Genomic DNA, 17,407 nt, shown 5'->3' on the forward strand with positions numbered 1-17,407 from the left:
GGTAGAACCCCCCACTGACAATCGCTCTGACCTGCGCGGATCGCGCGCTGTGACCGATTGTCAGTGGTCGGGTGCATCGTGGAGAACAGCTCGGACCACGCGGGTCCGACGGATGAGTGGGGGAGAGCCATGACCGGTACGACGGGTGCCGAGACCGACAGCGGCACCGGCGCCGAGCAGGCCCTGAGGCCGCACGCGGAGGACGCGTTCGCGGACGAGCTCAAGGCGCTCGCCGCGGCGGACGACCGGCCGCGCCCCGCCCGGTGGAATCTCTCGCCCTGGGCCGTGGCCACCTACCTGCTCGGCGGGACACTGCCCGACGGCACGGTCGTCACACCGAAGTACGTGGGCCCGCGGCGGATCGTCGAGGTGGCCGTGACCACGCTCGCCACCGACCGGGCGCTGCTGCTGCTCGGCGTGCCGGGCACCGCGAAGACCTGGGTGTCGGAACACCTCGCCGCCGCGATCAGCGGCGACTCGACCCTGCTGGTGCAGGGCACCGCGGGCACCCCCGAGGAGGCCATCCGCTACGGGTGGAACTACGCGCAGCTCCTCACCAACGGCCCCAGCAGGGACGCGCTGGTGCCCAGCCCCGTCATGCGGGCGATGGCCGAGGGCCGGCTCGCGCGCGTCGAGGAGCTGACCCGCATCCCGGCGGACGTCCAGGACTCGTTGATCACGATCCTGTCCGAGAAGACCCTGCCGATACCGGAGTTGGGCGCCGAGACACAGGCCGTACGCGGCTTCAACCTCATCGCGACCGCCAACGACCGCGACCGCGGGGTCAACGACCTCTCCAGCGCGCTGCGCCGCCGCTTCAACACGGTCGTGCTGCCGCTGCCCGCCTCCGCCGAGGACGAGATCGACATCGTCTCCCGCCGGGTCGACCAGCTCGGCCGCGGCCTCGACCTTCCGGCCGCCCCGGAGGGCGCCACCGAGATCCGCCGGGTCGTCACCGTCTTCCGCGAACTGCGCGGCGGCGTCACCGAGGACGGCCGCACCAAGCTCAAGTCCCCCTCGGGCACGCTCTCCACGGCCGAGGCGATCTCCGTGGTCACCAACGGCCTCGCGCTCGCGGCCCACTTCGGGGACGGCGTGCTGCGGGCCGGTGACGTCGCCGCGGGCATCCTCGGCGCGGTCGTCCGCGACCCGGCCGCCGACCGGCTGATCTGGCACGAGTATCTGGAGACGGTCGTCCGCGAGCGGGACGGCTGGAAGGACTTCTACCGCGCCTGCCGCGAGGTGTCGGCATGACGGTCATGGACGCCGCCATCGGCGGCACGACGACGGGTGACCGCGCGGCGGGCGGCACGCGGGCCGCTGACGGTACGGCGGCGCCCGGTCGCGCGGAGGACGGTGCGACGGCGGCCGGCGGCGGGCCGGAGGACCGCACGGCGGAAGGACTCCGGGCCGGGGCGGTGCCCGCCGCCGTCGTCCGCGGCGGTGCGGGCGGCCACTACGGCGACGACCTCGTACTGCTCGGAGTACGGCACCACGGGCCCGGGTCCGCGCGGGCGGTGCGGGCCGCGCTCGACGCGTACCGGCCGCAGGCCGTGCTCATCGAGGGGCCGCCGGAGGCCGACGCGCTGCTCGCGCTGGCCGCCGACCCCGCGATGCGCCCGCCCGTCGCGCTGCTGGCGCACGTGGTGGACGACCCGGCGCGGGCCGGGTTCTGGCCCTTCGCCGAATTCTCGCCCGAGTGGGTGGCGATCCGGTGGGCCGCGCGGGCGGGCGCCGACGTCCGCTTCATCGACCTCCCGGCCGCGCACACCCTCGCGCTGCGCGCCGCCGCGGAGGAAGAGGAGGCCGCGGTCGGCGACCCGGACGCGGAAGGGCCGGTACGGGGGCCGGTGCGAGAAGGAGAGGAAGAGGAGCAGCCCGCCGAGGGGGAGGCGGCCGGAGGGGATACGGACGACGGCGGGGCGGCGGCTGCCGCGCGGATCGACCCGCTGGCCGTCCTCGCCAGGGCCGCCGGGTACGACGACCCGGAGCGCTGGTGGGAGGACGCGGTCGAGCACCGGGGCGGCACGGCGGACGGCGACGGCGACCCGCTCGTCCCCTTCGCGGCGCTCGCCGAGGCCATGGCGGCGATCCGCGAGACCTACGGCGACGGCGGCCACGCCCAGGACCCGCTGCGCGAGGCCCACATGCGGCTGCGGGTCCGCGAGGCGCGCAAGGCGTACGAGCGGACGGCGGTGGTCTGCGGCGCCTGGCACGTGCCCGCCCTCACCGAGCGGACGACGGCCACCGCCGACCGGCAGCTCCTCAAGGGCCTGCCCAAGGCGAAGGTCGAGACGACCTGGGTGCCGTGGACCCACCGGCGGCTGGCCAGGGCCAGCGGATACGGCGCGGGCATCGACTCGCCGGGCTGGTACCGGCACCTGTTCACCGCGCGGGACCGCCCGGTGACCCGCTGGATGACGAAGGTGGCGGGGCTGCTCAGGGAGGAGGACCTGCCGGTCTCCTCGGCCCACGTCATCGAGGCGGTACGGCTGGCCGACACGCTCGCCGCGATGCGGGGCCGCCCGCTGGCCGGTCTCGGCGAGACCACCGACGCGGTCCGCGCGGTGATGTGCGACGGCTCCGACGTGCCGCTCGCGCTGATCCAGGACCGGCTGGTCGTCGGCGACGTGCTCGGCGAAGTCCCGCCGGACGCGCCCGCGGTGCCGCTCGCCCGTGACCTCGCCCGCGAGCAGCGCAGGCTCCGGCTCAAGCCCGAGGCGCTGGAGAAGGAGCTGGAGCTGGACCTGCGCAAGGAGATGGACGCGGGCCGCAGCCGCCTGCTGCACCGGCTGACGATGCTCGGCATCGGCTGGGGCGAACCGGCCGTCGCCCGGCACGGCAAGGGCACCTTCCGTGAGACGTGGCGGCTGCGCTGGGAGCCGGAGCTGGCGGTACGGATCGCCGAGGCCGGGATCTGGGGCACCACCGTGGGGTCGGCCGCCACGGCCAAGGCCGAGGACGCCGCCGTGCACAGCGACGCGCTGGCCGCCGTCACCTCGGTCGCCGAACAGTGCCTGCTCGCCGGGCTGTCCGACGCGCTCCCCGTCGTCATGCGCGTCCTCGCCGACCGCGCCGCGCTCGACGCCGACGTCTCCCACCTCGCCGCCGCGCTGCCCGCGCTGGTCCGTGCCGTCCGCTACGGCGACGTCCGCGGCACCGACTCCGCCGCCCTCGGCGAGGTCGCGGAGGGTCTGGCCTCCCGTATCTGCGTCGGCTTCCCCCCGGCCTGCGTCGGCCTCGACGCCGACGGCGCGGCGGCGCTGCGCACCCACATGGACGAGGTCCACCGCGCGATCGGCCTCCTCCCCTCCCCGGCCCCGCACCCTGCGGTCACCCCAGGACCGGCGGTTGGCCCGGCGCAGACGGACGCACCCGCACCCGACTCCGAGCCCGCCTCCGGCACCGCACCCGCGCCCGGCACCGCACCCGCACCCGCCTCCGGCACCGCACCCGCCTCCGGCACCGCGCTGGTCTCCGGGGCCAGCGCGCGGGGGCGGGGGAATGCTTCTGAGGGGGACCTTCGGGAGCGGTGGGCGGGGACGCTGCGGGGGTTGGCCGAGCGGGACGGGGCGATACCCGGGCTGCTGCGGGGGGCCGCGACGCGGCTGCTCATGGACGACGGGCGGATCGAGGCGGAGGACGCGGCGCGGCTGATGGGGCTGGCGCTGTCGCCGGGGACGGGGCCCGCGGAGGGGGCCGCGTGGATCGAGGGGTTCCTGTCCGGCGGCGGGATGCTGCTGGTGCACGACGAGCGGCTGCTGGCGCTGGTCGACGGCTGGCTGGCGGCCGTACCGGCGACGGCGTTCAACGACGTGCTGCCCCTGCTGCGGCGGACCTTCGCGGACTTCGAGACCGGAGTGCGGCGCAGCGTGGGGGAGTTGGTGCGGCGCGGCCCCTCGGCGGCGCGCCGCCCGGCCACCGCGGCGGACCCGGGCCTGCCCGGCTTCGGCACCGGCCTCGACGCGGCCCGCGCCGACGCCGTCCTGCACACCGTCCGGCTGCTGCTGGGCACGACCACCACGACCGATCTCGCCGCCAGGCTGACCAACGAGGGGGACCAGGCAGATGACTGACACCGATGAGCGGCTGCGCCGCTGGCGGCTCGTGCTCGGCGGCGGGGGCGCCGACGGCACCGGGTGCGAACTGACCGGCAGGGACGCGGCGATGGACCGTACCCTCGGCGCGCTGTACGGCGGCACGGGCAGCGCCTCGGGGCGCGGGGCCGACCGTTCGGCGGGCCTCGGCGGCTCCGCGCCGCAAGTGGCCCGCTGGCTCGGCGACATCCGTACGTACTTCCCCAGCTCCGTCGTCCAGGTGATGCAGCGGGACGCGATCGACCGGCTCGGGCTGTCGGCGCTGCTGCTGGAGCCGGAGATGCTGGAGGCCGTGGAGGCCGACGTGCACCTGGTCGGCACGCTGCTGTCGCTGAACAAGGCGATGCCCGACACCACCAAGGAGACGGCGCGGATGGTGGTCCGCAAGGTCGTGGACGACCTGGAGAAGCGGCTCGCCACCCGGACCCGCGCCACCCTCACCGGCGCGCTCGACCGCTCGGCGCGGGTCAGCCGCCCCCGGCACCGGGACATCGACTGGAACCGCACGATCCGCGCCAACCTCAAGAACTACCTGCCCGAGCACGGCACCGTCGTGCCCGAGCGGCTGATCGGTTACGGCCGCGCCGACCAGGCGGTGAAGAAGGACGTCGTCCTCTGCATCGACCAGTCGGGTTCGATGGCCGCCTCCGTCGTCTACGCGTCCGTCTTCGGCGCCGTCCTGGCCTCGATGCGCTCGATCGCCACCAAGCTCGTCGTCTTCGACACCGCCGTGGTCGACCTCACCGACGAGCTGGACGACCCGGTCGACGTGCTGTTCGGCACCCAGCTCGGCGGCGGCACCGACATCAACCGGGCGCTCGCGTACTGCCAGGGCCTGATCACCCGTCCGGCCGAAACCGTCGTCGTACTGATCAGCGATCTCTACGAGGGCGGTATCCGCGACGAGATGCTGAAGCGGGTGGCGGCCATGAAGGCGGCCGGCGTCCAGTTCGTGGCGCTGCTCGCGCTGTCCGACGAGGGCGCGCCCGCCTACGACCACGACCACGCCGCCGCGCTCGCCGCCCTCGGCGCTCCGGCGTTCGCCTGCACCCCCGACCTCTTTCCCGATGTGATGGCAGCGGCGATCGAGAAACGCCCGATTCCGATACCGGAGGCGTGAACGACGATCGGGAACGGACCCGGACGGTGATCTGTGACCGTTCTCACCGCCCACATGTGATCTGCGATTTAGCCCGTCACCGCCCTCGGCGATAACCTGCGAGACGGACATGCCGCGTACTCGGTCACCGTGTGCGCTTCCCTTGTGACAGTGCAGTCGCCCTGCCCGTAGCGGCACGCCCAGGCAGATCAGGCAGAAACGCACGCAGCGCCGCACACATCAGGCGGCAGCAGCTTGCGAAATGCTGAATTCCAGGGAAACCAGGAACCCTGGAAACCAGGGAAAAGGGAGACGGACGCGCGTGGACCTGTTCGAGTACCAGGCGAGGGACCTCTTCGCCAAGCACGGTGTACCGGTGCTGGCCGGTGAAGTCATCGACACGCCTGAGGCGGCGCGCGAGGTGGCGGAGCGACTGGGCGGCCGTGCGGTCGTCAAGGCTCAGGTCAAGGTGGGCGGCCGCGGCAAGGCCGGTGGCGTGAAGCTGGCCGCCGACCCGGCCGACGCGGTGGCCAAGGCCGACGCGATCCTGGGCATGGACATCAAGGGCCACACGGTCCACAAGGTGATGCTCGCCGAGACCGCGGACATCAAGGAGGAGTACTACGTCTCCTTCCTGCTGGACCGCACCAACCGCACCTTCCTCGCCATGGCCTCCGTCGAGGGCGGTGTCGAGATCGAGGTCGTCGCCGAGGAGAACCCGGACGCGCTGGCCAAGGTCCCGGTCGACGCCCTGGAGGGTGTGACCCCGGAGAAGGCCGCCGAGATCGTCGCCGCCGCGAAGTTCCCGGCCGACATCGCCGACCAGGTCGCCTCCGTCCTCCAGCAGCTCTGGACCGTCTTCGTCAAGGAAGACGCCCTGCTGGTCGAGGTCAACCCGCTGGTCAAGACCGGCGAGGGCAAGATCGTCGCGCTCGACGGCAAGGTCTCGCTCGACGAGAACGCCGCGTTCCGGCAGCCGGAGCACGAGGCGCTCGAGGACAAGGCCGCCGCCAACCCGCTGGAGGCGAAGGCCAAGGCCAAGGGCCTCAACTACGTGAAGCTGGAAGGCGAAGTCGGCATCATCGGCAACGGCGCGGGGCTCGTCATGAGCACCCTCGACGTCGTCGCCTACGCCGGTGAGGCGCACGGCGGCGTGAAGCCCGCCAACTTCCTGGACATCGGCGGCGGCGCGTCCGCCGAGGTGATGGCCAACGGCCTGGAGATCATCCTCGGCGACCCGGACGTCAAGTCCGTCTTCGTCAACGTCTTCGGCGGCATCACCGCCTGCGACGAGGTCGCCAACGGCATCGTGCAGGCCCTGGAGCTGCTCAAGTCCAAGGGTGAGAACGTCACGAAGCCGCTGGTCGTACGCCTGGACGGCAACAACGCGGAGCTGGGTCGCAAGATCCTGTCCGACGCGAACCACCCGCTGGTACAGCGCGTGGACACCATGGACGGAGCGGCCGACAAGGCCGCCGAGCTGGCTGCGAAGTAAGGGACGAGGACACCGACAACCATGGCTATCTTCCTGACCAAGGACAGCAAGGTCATCGTCCAGGGCATGACCGGCGCCACCGGCATGAAGCACACCACGCTCATGCTCGCCGACGGCACGAACATCGTCGGCGGCGTCAACCCGCGCAAGGCGGGCACCACCGTCTCCTTCGACCAGGGCGAGGTCCCGGTCTTCGGCTCCGTCAAGGAGGCCATCGAGGCCACCGGCGCGGACGTGACGGTCATCTTCGTCCCGGAGAAGTTCACCAAGGACGCCGTGGTCGAGGCCATCGAGGCCGAGATCCCGCTCGCCGTGGTGATCACCGAGGGCGTCGCGGTGCACGACTCCGCCGCGTTCTGGGCGCTCGCCCAGGCCAAGGGCAACAAGACCCGGATCATCGGCCCGAACTGCCCCGGCCTGATCACCCCCGGCCAGTCCAACGCGGGCATCATTCCGGGCGACATCACCAAGCCCGGCCGCATCGGCCTGGTCTCCAAGTCCGGCACCCTGACGTACCAGATGATGTACGAGCTGCGCGACATCGGCTTCTCGTCCGCCGTCGGCATCGGCGGTGACCCGATCATCGGCACCACGCACATCGACGCGCTCGCCGCGTTCGAGGCCGACCCCGACACCGACCTGATCGTCATGATCGGCGAGATCGGCGGCGACGCCGAGGAGCGGGCCGCGGCCTTCATCGAGAAGAACGTGACGAAGCCGGTCGTCGGCTACGTCGCCGGTTTCACCGCGCCCGAGGGCAAGACGATGGGCCACGCGGGCGCCATCGTCTCCGGCTCCTCCGGCACGGCGCAGGCCAAGAAGGAGGCCCTGGAGGCCGCGGGCGTCAAGGTCGGCAAGACGCCGTCCGAGACGGCGCGCCTCGCGCGGTCGATCCTGGCCGGCTGACCTGCGGTCGGCTCGGCACGCAACCCGGCGCGGGTCCGGTTCCCTTCCTCGGAAGGGGCCGGACCCGCGCCGTTTCCGCGTCGCGCGGACGGAGCTCGGCCCAGCGGGGTTTCGCCGCTGCCCGTCCCCGCCAGGACCGCGCCTACGGCCAAGACCTCAGGGCAGCGGCGGTTTGCCGGTGTCCGGGCGGAGTCGCGCCCCTTGCACGTCCCGTAGGCCGGGGCGGGGGTTGCGGTGTGCGGCCGGGGGGACGCGGGGCGGGACGCGCGGGGGTACGTCGGTGCGTGCGTCCGCTGCCGCGCGCGCCGGGTCGTCGGAGGGGGCGTGGCCCGGGGCGCCGGGGGTGTCGGCGCGGTTCTGGCCCGCCTCGCGGGCGTGCCGGGGCGGCACCGGCTTGCTGTGGTCGGGCGCGACCGCCATGGTCACGACGGTGGCCGTCACGATCAGGGCGGTCAGGGCGAAGGCCGCGACCGTACGCCGCCGTACACCGCGCTCGCTCGCGTCCCGTACGGCGGCCGGTTTCCGGGTACGCGCGGGCGCGGCGTCGTCCTGCTCGTCGGCGAGCAGCGCGCCGAGTTCCACGGACAGGGGCTGGCCGTCCTCGGAGAGTTCCGGCAGCGCCGTGGTCAGGGCGGCCCGCGCGTGGGTGATGCGTGCCGCGGTGATGGGCGTACTGGACTCGGTCTCGGCGGCGGTGCCGGGCAGATCGAGGCCGAGGCCGTCGTAGAGGAGCAGGGCGCGGCGGTGCTCGGGCGGCAGCCGCAGCAGGGCCGCCGCCAAGGGGGCGGGGGCGGCCGGGGCGGCGGGTTCGCGGCGGTGGGCCGGGACCCAGCGCTGCCAGGGCGCGAGGGCGAACGCGTAGGCGTTCGCGCGCAGCCAGCCGACCGGATCGGCGTCCCGCGCCACCTCCGGCCACCGCTGCCACGCCTGGTCGAAGGCGCGGGCCACGGCGTCGTCGGCGAGCCGCGGACTGCCGGTCAGGACCAGGACCTGGCGTACGAGCGGGTCCGCGCAGTGCGCGTACAGCGCGTCGAAGGCGGCCTCGGGGCTCGGGCCGGGGAGCACCGGCGGGGCCTGTGCCACGACGGGCGCGGCGACGACCGCCACGCGGCCCAGACCGACCGGCTCACGGGTGGGCGCGGGGGAGCGCGGGGGCCTCTTGCGCGCCGGAGCCGTGGGCGGAGGGGTCTTCGCCGCGGGGCTCTTGGACGGCGGGCTCTTCGCGGCCGGCCCCTCGGGCGCCGGTCTCTTGGGCGCGGGACCCGCGGGGCTCTCAGGCGGAGCCGGGTCCGCGGCAGGTGCGGGCGCGCCGGACGACGGCGGTTTCTGCCGCTGCCGCGACGTCGGCTTCTGCTTGGCCGGTACGGGCTTGGGCGGTGACTGTGTCCCGCCGGTGCGCCTGCGGGCGCTCACCGCGGCGACCCCGAGCCGTCACGCCGTACCCGTGCTCGTACGGATACCCGTACATGTGACAGTGTGAAAAAAGGACACATAGCGCCCATCATGTGCGACACGACGACCTTTCGCCCGCTGCCGGGGCGAAACGGGTGTTGTTGGCACCATGGGTCGCCGTGACCCATACGACCGATCGCATCGCGGCACTGTCCGCCGAGGCCGCTGCCCGGCGGGTCGCGGCGGCACGCGCCACCGCGTTCGCCGGGGGAGCGGTCGCCGCCGGGCTCGGCCTCGGCGTCCTCGGCGCCGTCGTCCTCCTGCTCTGGATCGCCTCGCCCTTCCCCGACAGCGGCCTCGGCGGCGCCCTGCACGTCGGCGCCGCCCTGTGGCTGCTGGCCCAGGGCGCCGACCTGGTCCGTACGGAGACGCTCTCCGGCGCCGCCGCGCCCATCGGTGTGACCCCGCTGCTGCTCACCGCCCTGCCGGGCTGGCTGCTCTTCCGCGCCGCGGCCTCCGCGGTCCGCACGGCGGCCGGGGGCGAGGACGGCCCGCGGCCCGCGGCCGACGTCCGTACGGTGGCCGCCACCGCGGGCTGGCTGCTCGGCGGATACCTGGCCGCCGCGTCCGGCGCCGTCGCGTACGCCGCGGGCGGGTCCTTCCGCGTCGACGTCCTCGCCGCGCTGCTCTACGTGCCGCTCTTCGCGACCGCCGTGACCGCCGCCGGGGCGTGGTCGGGGTGCGGGCGGCCGTCACTCGCGCGGGTCGGGCCGTACGGCCGGGAGGCCGTCGTCGCGCTGCGGGCCGCCGGGACGGCGGTGGGCGTCGTCATCGGCGGCGGCGCGCTCATCGGCGCCGCCGCCCTCGCGTGGCACGCCGGGGCCGCCGGGCGGACCTTCGCGCAGCTCAGCGCGCCACCGGCCGGACAGCTCGCCGTCCTGCTCGTCGCGGTCGCGCTCGTCCCCAACCTCGCCGTCTGGGGGGCCTCGTACGCGCTCGGGCCGGGGTTCGCCGTCGGCGTCGGCAGCGCGGTCGCTCCCGCCGGGGCCTCCGGCTATCCGACGCTGCCCGGATTTCCGCTGCTCGCCGCGTTGCCGGACGAGGGGAGCGGGGGGTTCGTCGGGTGGGCCACCCTCGCCGTGCCCGTTTGCGCGGGGGTTCTCGTCGCCCGGTCCGTGGGGCGCGCCGCCGACGCGTGGAGCCTGCGGCGTACGGCCTCGGTGGCCTCGGCGGCGGCCCTCGTCACCGGGGTCGCCTTCGCGCTGCTCGCCGCCGTGTCGGGCGGGCCCCTCGGCACCGTCACCCTCGCCGCCTTCGGCCCCTCCTGGTGGGCCACCGGCCTCGCCGCGCTCGCCTGGACGCTGCTGCTCGGTGCGCCCGGGGCCGTGGCGCTGCGCTGGCACCGGGACGGGGCCGCGGTCTTCCGTCCCCGGACCTGGGCCGGGTGGGTCCGGGCCCTGCGGCCCCTCGATTGGCCGGCCGCCACCGCACGCGCCGCGCGCGGGCTCTGGGGGCGGTGCGGCCCCGCGGTGCGGCGCCATGTCGCCGCCTTGCGACGGACCCGCGCCGTTTCGGCGTCCGCCGAGGTCCCGGTACCTGCGGTTCCACCGCCACTTCCTGCGGAGCCGCCTCCTCCGGCCGTTCCGCCCATGCCGACGCTGCCGCCTGCTCCGGTCGCCGCCCCCGACCCCGTCGTCCCCGGGCCCGAGCCGGACCCCGGGCCCGAGTAGGCCCCCGCCGGGCTTTCAGCCCGAGAACCCACAGCGTCTGCCCCGCCGGGGCCGGTTCTCCCCCGCGCCCCCGGTGGGGGCTCGCCGCGCAGTTCCCCGCGCCCCTGAAAAGCAGGCCCTTCGTCTGCGCCCGGCAGAAGAGGTCGAGCCCCGTAGGGGCGCGGGGAACTGCGCGACAAGCCCCCACCGGGCGGACGCTCGGCGGATACGGGACCCGAATTTCACGCGCCACCCCCCCCGGAGGGGGTCAGCGGAGGCCGGGGAAGTCGCGGAGGGGGCTGGGGAGGAGATTCTGGCAGGAGTGCGACGCGGGCGTGGTGAGGGCGTCGCTCTTGCAGGTGAAGTAATCGCGGTAGGCGTACTGCAAGGAGTACGTGGTGACGACCAGCGCGAGCGTCACGGCACTGGTGATGATGCCGCTCCAGGCCGCGGTGACGAAGGAGCGCTGGGCGTCGGGCCCGGGCGCGGGCGGGGCGGGCCGGGGCGTCTGGGTGGCGTCGGCCAGGGCGGAGGCCGCCTCGGCGCGGGCCTTGGCCCGGTCCTGCGGGCTCATGCGGAGCGCGGAGATCCCCCAGTAGAGGGCGAGCGCGCCGAGCAGGAGCCCCACCGGGGTCCAGCCCAGGAGCGCGAAGATCAGTCCCCAGCCGCCGCAGACCAGCGAATAGCGCGACCGCCGCTGGGCGGGGTCGGTGGGGTCGAAGCGCGGCCCGCTGCCCGCGGGTCCGGTGGGACCGCCGCCCTGCTCCGGCCTGCGTCCGAACGGGTCAGGGCGTCCGCCCTGGGGCTGCTGATTGCTCCACCCGTGGCCCCACGCGGTGGGCGCGCCGTGCGGTGGCGGGGGCGGACCCTCCGGCTTGTCCCCGGAGCCGCCTTCCGACGAGCCCTCCTTCGACGAACCGTCCGAGGGCTGCTGTCGCGGCTGCCACGGACGGTCGGGCGCGCCCTCCGGCGGCGGCGCGAAGGGATTGTCCTGCTGATCGCCCTCGGGCGCGCGCAGCGCGAGACGAATACGGCCGCTGCTCATGATGTGATGCGCCATCCCCTTGGGCTCGACTCCTTCTTCGGCTTGTACCGACGTGTACTGACGTCTTGCAACGACCGTACGACGATGTGCCATCCCTGTCAGATGCGTCACTTACGCCCGCGTGCGGGGCGCGCGAAGTGCCGCTCTCCCGGCAGACGCTACCGTCCGCGCGCTCCCCCGTCCCGTGGGGGCCGCCGGGAGTGCCGGTATCGTTGCTGACGGTCGGCGGCCTCGTAGGGTTCCCCGTCATCCGATCGGCCTCCGACTCGTACGATCCTCTAAACGAGAGAGCACCGCCAGTGGCCGCGCCCGCACACGCCTCCACCCCCGCCCGTCTCGTCGTCCTCGTCTCCGGTTCGGGGACCAATCTCCAGGCGCTGCTCGACGCCATCGAGGCCGATCCCTCGTACGGGGCCGGGGCCCGTGTGGTCGCCGTCGGCGCCGACCGCGACGGCATCGCGGGCCTGGACCGCGCCGTCCGCGCGGGCCTGCCCACCTTCGTCGTCCGCGTCAAGGACCACGAGGACCGCGCCGCCTGGGACCTCGCGCTCGCCGAGGCCACGGCGCGGTACGCGCCCGACCTCGTCGTCTCCGCGGGCTTCATGAAGATCGTCGGCAAGGAGTTCCTGGCCAGGTTCGGCGGCCGGATCATCAACACCCACCCTGCGCTGCTGCCGAGTTTCCCCGGCGCCCACGGCGTACGCGACGCGCTCGCGTACGGCGCCAAGGTGACCGGGTGCACCGTCCACTTCGTCGACGACGGCGTCGACACCGGCCCGGTCATCGCCCAGGGCGTGGTCGAGGTCCGGCCGGACGACACGGAGGACGCGCTCCACGAGCGCATCAAGGAAGTCGAGCGACGACTGCTCGTCGAGACCGTGGGGCGCCTGGCGCGCCACGGCTACCGCATTGAGGGACGAAAGGTTCATGTCGGTGAATAAGCCCATCCGTCGCGCGCTGATCAGTGTCTACGACAAGACGGGTCTCGAAGACCTGGCCCGCGGTCTGCACGAGGCGGGGGTGGAACTGGTGTCGACCGGGTCGACCGCCGCGAAGATCGCCGCCGCGGGCGTCCCCGTCACCAAGGTCGAGGAGCTGACCGGCTTCCCCGAGTGCCTGGACGGCCGGGTCAAGACGCTGCACCCGCGCGTCCACGCGGGCATCCTCGCCGATCTGCGCCTGCCCGACCACCAGCGGCAGCTCGCCGAACTCGGCGTCGAGCCGTTCGAGCTGGTCGTCGTCAACCTCTACCCGTTCAAGGAGACCGTCGCCTCGGGCGCGAGCCCCGACGAGTGCGTCGAGCAGATCGACATCGGCGGCCCCTCGATGGTCCGCGCCGCCGCCAAGAACCACCCGTCGGTCGCCGTCGTCGTCAGCCCGAACCGGTACGCCGACGTCCTGGCCGCCGTCCGCGACGGCGGCTTCGACCTCGCCGCCCGCAAGCGGCTCGCCGCCGAGGCGTTCCAGCACACCGCCGCGTACGACGTGGCCGTCGCCTCCTGGTTCCTGGACGGCTATGCGTCCAACGAGGAGTTCCCCGAGTTCAGCGGGCAGACATACGACCTCCAGCAGACGCTGCGCTACGGCGAGAACCCGCACCAGGGCGCCGCGCTCTACAGCGACGGCAGCGGAAAGGGGCTGGCCGGGGCGGAGCAGTTGCACGGCAAGGAGATGTCGTACAACAACTACGTCGACACCGACGCCGCCCGCCGTGCCGCGTACGACCACGAGGGCGTCTGCGTCGCGATCATCAAGCACGCCAACCCGTGCGGGATCGCGGTCGGCACGGACGTCGCCGACGCCCACCGCAAGGCGCACGCCTGCGACCCGGTCTCCGCGTACGGCGGCGTCATCGCCGTCAACCGGCCGGTGTCGGTGGCCATGGCCGAGCAGGTCGCCGAGATCTTCACCGAGGTGATCGTCGCGCCCGGGTACGAGGACGGCGCCGTCGAGATCCTCGCGCGCAAGAAGAACATCCGCGTCCTGCGCTGCGCCGACGGGCCCGAGACCGTCACCGAGTACAAGCCCATCGAGGGCGGCCTCCTCGTCCAGGCCAAGGACCGCTTCCAGGCCGAGGGCGACGACCCCGAGACCTGGACCCTCGCCACCGGGGACGCGCTGACGGCGGCCCAGCTCGCCGAACTGGCCTTCGCCTGGCGCGCCTGCCGCGCCGTCAAGTCCAACGCCATTCTTCTCGCGAAGGGCGGCGCCACGGTCGGCGTCGGCATGGGGCAGGTCAACCGGGTCGACTCCGCCAGGCTCGCCGTCGAGCGCGCCGGGGCCGAGCGCGCCACCGGCTCCTACGCCGCCTCCGACGCCTTCTTCCCGTTCCCCGACGGGCTCGAGGTCCTCACCGCCGCCGGGGTCGCCGCCGTCGTCCAGCCGGGCGGGTCCATCCGCGACGAAGCCGTCATCGAGGCGGCGGCCAAGGCGGGAGTCACGATGTACCTGACGGGGACACGGCACTTCTTCCACTAGGACCCTGGCGGTACGCCGATCCTTCACAGGGCGCGGGGACCGCGCGTCCGGCCGTGACGTGCTCGCACGTCACCACCGGCCCCGGCGGGGCGGACCGGTGGTCTTCGGACCACCGGCCGGTGGGGCCGGCCGCGCGGTTCCCCGCAGCCCCGCGCACGCCGCCCCGCGTCAGCGCGGGGTCGGTCAGGACTGGTCCTTGATGACCACGGTGTGGACCATCTTGTCGGCGAAGGTCTGCTTCTTCGCGTCCCACAGCGGCCAGAGGAACCCGAGGTAGCACGGCAGGCCGTCCAGGACGTGGAGCAGGCGGCGGCCGAAGGCGAGGCCGAAGCCGAGGGTGGAGCCGTCGTGTTCGCGCAGGAGGCGGATGCCGACGATCTTCTTGCCGGGGGTCTGCCCGGTGCTGCCCTCGCGGTAGCAGAGGAAGAGCATGGCGACGAGGCTGAGCAGGCCGCCGATGAGGATCAGCGCGACGGAACCGCCGGAGACGTGCGGGTTGGGGCACGCGTCGCGGGGGATGCCCGCGTCGTCGCAGTCCTGCCAGCGGTCGGCGAGCTTGACGGACATCTGGGTGTAGCCCGCGATGACCAGGCCGCCCGGTACGAGGTTGAACATCAGCGCGTCGAGCAGCGTGGCACCGAGCCGGGCGCCCCAACCGGCCAGCGGGGGCATGCCGGGCGGCAGGTTCCCCTGCGGGTAGCCGTACGGCGCCTGGCCCGGGTAGCCGCCGCCGGGGTAGCCGTAGCCGCCGGGCTGCTGTTGCTGCGGGTATCCGGGGTAGCCGCCGGGCTGCTGCTGGTACGGGCCCGGCTGCTGCGGGACGCCCTGGCCGTACGGGTTCTGCGTGTAGGGCGGCTGCTGCGGGGGCTGGGACGGTCCGCCGTACGGGTTTCCGGGGCCGGGAGGGCCGGGGGGTTGGCTCACGTGCTGCTTCCTTACGCGCGCGGCTGGGACGACAGGGCCGGTCGGGACGGCGGCGGCCGGACCGCATCCGTCGTATATCCGTCGTACTGGCCCAATCGGGGGACGAGGCCACATCGTGGGGCCCCCGTGCCCCGGCGCGCAAGGGACCAGAGGTGTCGGACCGAGGTCGGGACGGTGCCTCCACGGTGCGGCGGTCCGGGGCGGCGGCCGGGGCACCGGTCGAGGCACCCGTCCGGGCGTCGGCGGGCGTCGGCGGGGGCCGGGCACGGCACAGGCGGCGCTCAGGTGGCACCCAGGCGGGGTTCGCGCCGGGGGCGGATTGGTCCGGCGCGGGTCCGATCCGCGAGAATGGCGGGCATGACCGCCCAGATTCTCGATGGCAAGGCCACCGCCGCCGCGATCAAGTCCGAACTCGCCGAACGCGTCAAGGCGCTGAAGGCCCGCGGGATCACCCCCGGCCTCGGCACGCTGCTGGTCGGCGACGACCCGGGCAGCAAGTGGTACGTCGCGGGCAAGCACCGCGACTGCGCGCAGGTGGGCATCGGCTCCATCCAGCGTGAACTCCCGGACACCGCCACGCAGGAGGAGATCGAGGCGGTCGTCCGCGAGCTGAACGCGGACCCGGCCTGCACCGGCTACATCGTGCAGCTCCCGCTCCCCAAGGGCATCGACACCAACCGGGTGCTGGAGCTGATGGACCCGGCCAAGGACGCGGACGGGCTGCACCCGATGAGCCTCGGCCGCCTCGTGCTCAACGAGACCGGGCCGCTGCCCTGCACCCCCAACGGCATCGTGGAGCTGCTGCGCCGCCACGGCGTGGAGATCAACGGCGCCGACGTGGTCGTGGTCGGCCGCGGCATCACCGTGGGCCGCTCGATCGGCCTGCTGCTGACCCGTAAGTCGGAGAACGCGACGGTCACCTTGTGCCACACCGGCACCCGTGACCTCTCCGCGCATCTGCGGCAGGCCGACATCGTCGTGGCCGCCGCCGGTGTGCCGCACATCATCAAGCCGGAGGACGTGAAGCCGGGCGCGGCCGTCCTGGACGTCGGCGTGAGCCGCGACGAGAACGGCAAGATCGTCGGCGACGTGCATCCGGGCGTGGCCGAGGTGGCCGCCTGGATCTCGCCGAACCCCGGTGGCGTCGGCCCGATGACGCGGGCGCTGCTCCTCCAGAACGTGGTGGAGGCGTCCGAGCGGGCCGCGGGCGATGTCGGCTGATCCGGGTCCCGCGGCAGGGGCCGCGGACTTCGGCGCCGGGGGGCCGGGGACCGGCCGGACGCCGGGGGAGGGCCGTGAGAACGGCTCGGGCCCGGCGTCGGCGCCGGTGCCCGCGCCCGCGTCCGCCGGGCACTCCTCTGGGCACTCCCTCGGACAGGCGGCCGGAATCACCGGGGAGCACGGCAGGCACGAGGCCGGGCCCGGCAGGACCACCGCGCGTCCCGAGGGCGGCGGCCGGGCGGCGGGCAAGGACGCCCCCGCGCCCGCCCGGCAGTGGCCGATCCTGCTGGTCATCTGCGGCGCGGCCATCGGGCTGATCGTCACGGCGGCCGGCGCCTTCCGCGCGGGCACGATCGTGATCGGGGCGTCGCTGCTGGTCGGCGCCGCGCTGCGCTGGGGCGTGACGGCGGTCGGCATGCTCGCGGTCCGCAGCCGGTTCACTGATGTGATCACGTACGGGCTGTTCGGTCTCGCGATCGTGCTGCTGGCGCTGATGGCGCAGCCGGATCCGCTGATCAGGATTCCGTTCCTGGAGGACATCATCCACTTCTCGGTGCGGTAGCCCGGAACGGTGGGCTGACGCGGGGCCAGGTTCTTTGGGGGCGCCGCCGCGTGGGCGCTCCGCGCAGGTCGCCACCGGCCCCCGTCGGCGCACCCCGGTTGTTTCCCGACCACCGGCCGGTGGGGGTCGCGCGCGCAGTTCCCCGCGCCCCTGACGGGGCGGGCCCCCTTTTGCATGGGGGGCGGGCCGGTCGTTTGGGGGGCGCGGGGGACTGCGCGGCCAGCCACGGCGCTCCCGCAGGTCGCCGCCGGTCCCGGCGGGGCAGTCCGGTTGTTTCCCGGCCACCGGCCGGTGGGGGGTTGCTCGCGCAGTTCCCCGCGCCCCTGGCGGGGCGGGGCCCCTTTCGCCGGGCGGCGGGCCGATCGTTTGAGGGGCGCGGGGAACTGCGCGGCCAGCCACGGCGCTCCGCTTAGGTCACCACCGGTCCCGGCGGGGCACCCCGGTTGTTTCCCGACCAGCGGCCGGTGGTGGGTTGCTCG

The 17,407-nt window shown here is 74.3% G+C and carries 13 protein-coding genes; 10 read left to right on the plus strand and 3 right to left on the minus strand.

Annotated features, from left to right (window positions below):
* Positions 1-129 precede the first annotated feature (129 nt).
* The 5 genes from ACZ37P_RS15270 (at position 130) to sucD (ending at position 7,597) form a co-directional block, all read left to right on the plus strand.
* Complete coding sequence (locus ACZ37P_RS15270) at positions 130-1,254, plus strand: ATP-binding protein (RefSeq protein WP_355336836.1); 1,125 nt, start codon at positions 130-132, stop codon at positions 1,252-1,254.
* Positions 1,251-4,076: a DUF5682 family protein gene (locus tag ACZ37P_RS15275; RefSeq protein WP_467346762.1), complete on the plus strand. Its 2,826-nt coding sequence runs from the start codon at positions 1,251-1,253 to the stop codon at positions 4,074-4,076. The genes ACZ37P_RS15270 and ACZ37P_RS15275 overlap by 4 nt, the downstream gene beginning before the upstream one ends.
* Positions 4,069-5,217 (plus strand): VWA domain-containing protein, encoded by a 1,149-nt coding sequence (locus tag ACZ37P_RS15280; RefSeq protein WP_355336838.1) that lies wholly within the window; start codon positions 4,069-4,071, stop codon positions 5,215-5,217. Before ACZ37P_RS15275 ends, ACZ37P_RS15280 begins: the two co-directional genes overlap by 8 nt.
* 301 nt (positions 5,218-5,518) lie before the next feature.
* Entirely contained in the window at positions 5,519-6,691 is a 1,173-nt protein-coding gene (gene sucC, locus ACZ37P_RS15285) for an ADP-forming succinate--CoA ligase subunit beta (protein WP_355336839.1), read from the plus strand.
* Between the two features lie 21 nt (positions 6,692-6,712).
* Positions 6,713-7,597, plus strand: coding sequence for a succinate--CoA ligase subunit alpha (sucD, locus tag ACZ37P_RS15290; protein ID WP_355336840.1), 885 nt, complete (start codon positions 6,713-6,715; stop codon positions 7,595-7,597).
* 156 nt (positions 7,598-7,753) lie between these two features.
* On the opposite strand, the gene ACZ37P_RS15295 is transcribed toward sucD, so the two are convergent.
* A complete protein-coding gene (locus ACZ37P_RS15295) occupies positions 7,754-9,010 on the minus strand; it encodes a SigE family RNA polymerase sigma factor (RefSeq protein WP_467346763.1) in 1,257 nt (418 codons plus the stop codon).
* 158 nt (positions 9,011-9,168) lie between these two features.
* Between ACZ37P_RS15295 and ACZ37P_RS15300 the strand changes: the two genes are divergently transcribed.
* The gene (locus ACZ37P_RS15300) at positions 9,169-10,719 is read left to right on the plus strand and encodes a cell division protein PerM (RefSeq protein WP_467346765.1); all 1,551 of its coding nucleotides are present in this window, start codon (positions 9,169-9,171) and stop codon (positions 10,717-10,719) included.
* 247 nt (positions 10,720-10,966) lie between these two features.
* Here the strand turns inward: ACZ37P_RS15300 and ACZ37P_RS15305 are convergent, their stop codons facing one another.
* Positions 10,967-11,758, minus strand: a complete 792-nt coding sequence (locus ACZ37P_RS15305) for a hypothetical protein (protein WP_467346766.1) — start codon at positions 11,756-11,758, stop codon at positions 10,967-10,969.
* Positions 11,759-12,042: 284 nt separating this feature from the next.
* On the opposite strand from ACZ37P_RS15305, the gene purN reads away from it, so the two are divergent.
* The gene (gene purN, locus ACZ37P_RS15310; RefSeq protein ID WP_355336844.1) at positions 12,043-12,684 is read left to right on the plus strand and encodes a phosphoribosylglycinamide formyltransferase; all 642 of its coding nucleotides are present in this window, start codon (positions 12,043-12,045) and stop codon (positions 12,682-12,684) included.
* The gene (gene purH, locus ACZ37P_RS15315; protein WP_355336845.1) at positions 12,671-14,221 is read left to right on the plus strand and encodes a bifunctional phosphoribosylaminoimidazolecarboxamide formyltransferase/IMP cyclohydrolase; all 1,551 of its coding nucleotides are present in this window, start codon (positions 12,671-12,673) and stop codon (positions 14,219-14,221) included. Before purN ends, purH begins: the two co-directional genes overlap by 14 nt.
* A gap of 183 nt (positions 14,222-14,404) precedes the next feature.
* Here the strand turns inward: purH and ACZ37P_RS15320 are convergent, their stop codons facing one another.
* Positions 14,405-15,145, minus strand: a complete 741-nt coding sequence (locus tag ACZ37P_RS15320) for an RDD family protein (protein WP_401309364.1) — start codon at positions 15,143-15,145, stop codon at positions 14,405-14,407.
* A gap of 357 nt (positions 15,146-15,502) precedes the next feature.
* Here ACZ37P_RS15320 and ACZ37P_RS15325 point away from each other — a divergent pair, with 357 nt between their 5' ends.
* Complete coding sequence (locus tag ACZ37P_RS15325) at positions 15,503-16,366, plus strand: bifunctional methylenetetrahydrofolate dehydrogenase/methenyltetrahydrofolate cyclohydrolase (RefSeq protein WP_188283507.1); 864 nt, start codon at positions 15,503-15,505, stop codon at positions 16,364-16,366.
* Complete coding sequence (locus ACZ37P_RS15330; RefSeq protein ID WP_391163356.1) at positions 16,356-16,928, plus strand: DUF3017 domain-containing protein; 573 nt, start codon at positions 16,356-16,358, stop codon at positions 16,926-16,928. The genes ACZ37P_RS15325 and ACZ37P_RS15330 overlap by 11 nt, the downstream gene beginning before the upstream one ends.
* Positions 16,929-17,407: the final 479 nt, after the last annotated feature.

Source organism: Streptomyces sp. NPDC024632 (assembly GCF_055559175.1).

Bases quoted from the DNA above. Each gene is read 5' to 3' on its own strand.
- ACZ37P_RS15280 (WP_355336838.1), top strand. From the start codon at position 4,069: ATGACTGACACCGATGAGCGGCTGCGCCGCTGGCGGCTCGTGCTCGGC.
- purH (WP_355336845.1), top strand. From the start codon at position 12,671: ATGTCGGTGAATAAGCCCATCCGTCGCGCGCTGATCAGTGTCTACGAC.
- ACZ37P_RS15270 (WP_355336836.1), top strand. From the start codon at position 130: ATGACCGGTACGACGGGTGCCGAGACCGACAGCGGCACCGGCGCCGAG.
- ACZ37P_RS15325 (WP_188283507.1), top strand. From the start codon at position 15,503: ATGACCGCCCAGATTCTCGATGGCAAGGCCACCGCCGCCGCGATCAAG.
- ACZ37P_RS15305 (WP_467346766.1), bottom strand. From the start codon at position 11,758: ATGGCGCATCACATCATGAGCAGCGGCCGTATTCGTCTCGCGCTGCGC.
- sucD (WP_355336840.1), top strand. From the start codon at position 6,713: ATGGCTATCTTCCTGACCAAGGACAGCAAGGTCATCGTCCAGGGCATG.
- ACZ37P_RS15330 (WP_391163356.1), top strand. From the start codon at position 16,356: ATGTCGGCTGATCCGGGTCCCGCGGCAGGGGCCGCGGACTTCGGCGCC.
- ACZ37P_RS15275 (WP_467346762.1), top strand. From the start codon at position 1,251: ATGACGGTCATGGACGCCGCCATCGGCGGCACGACGACGGGTGACCGC.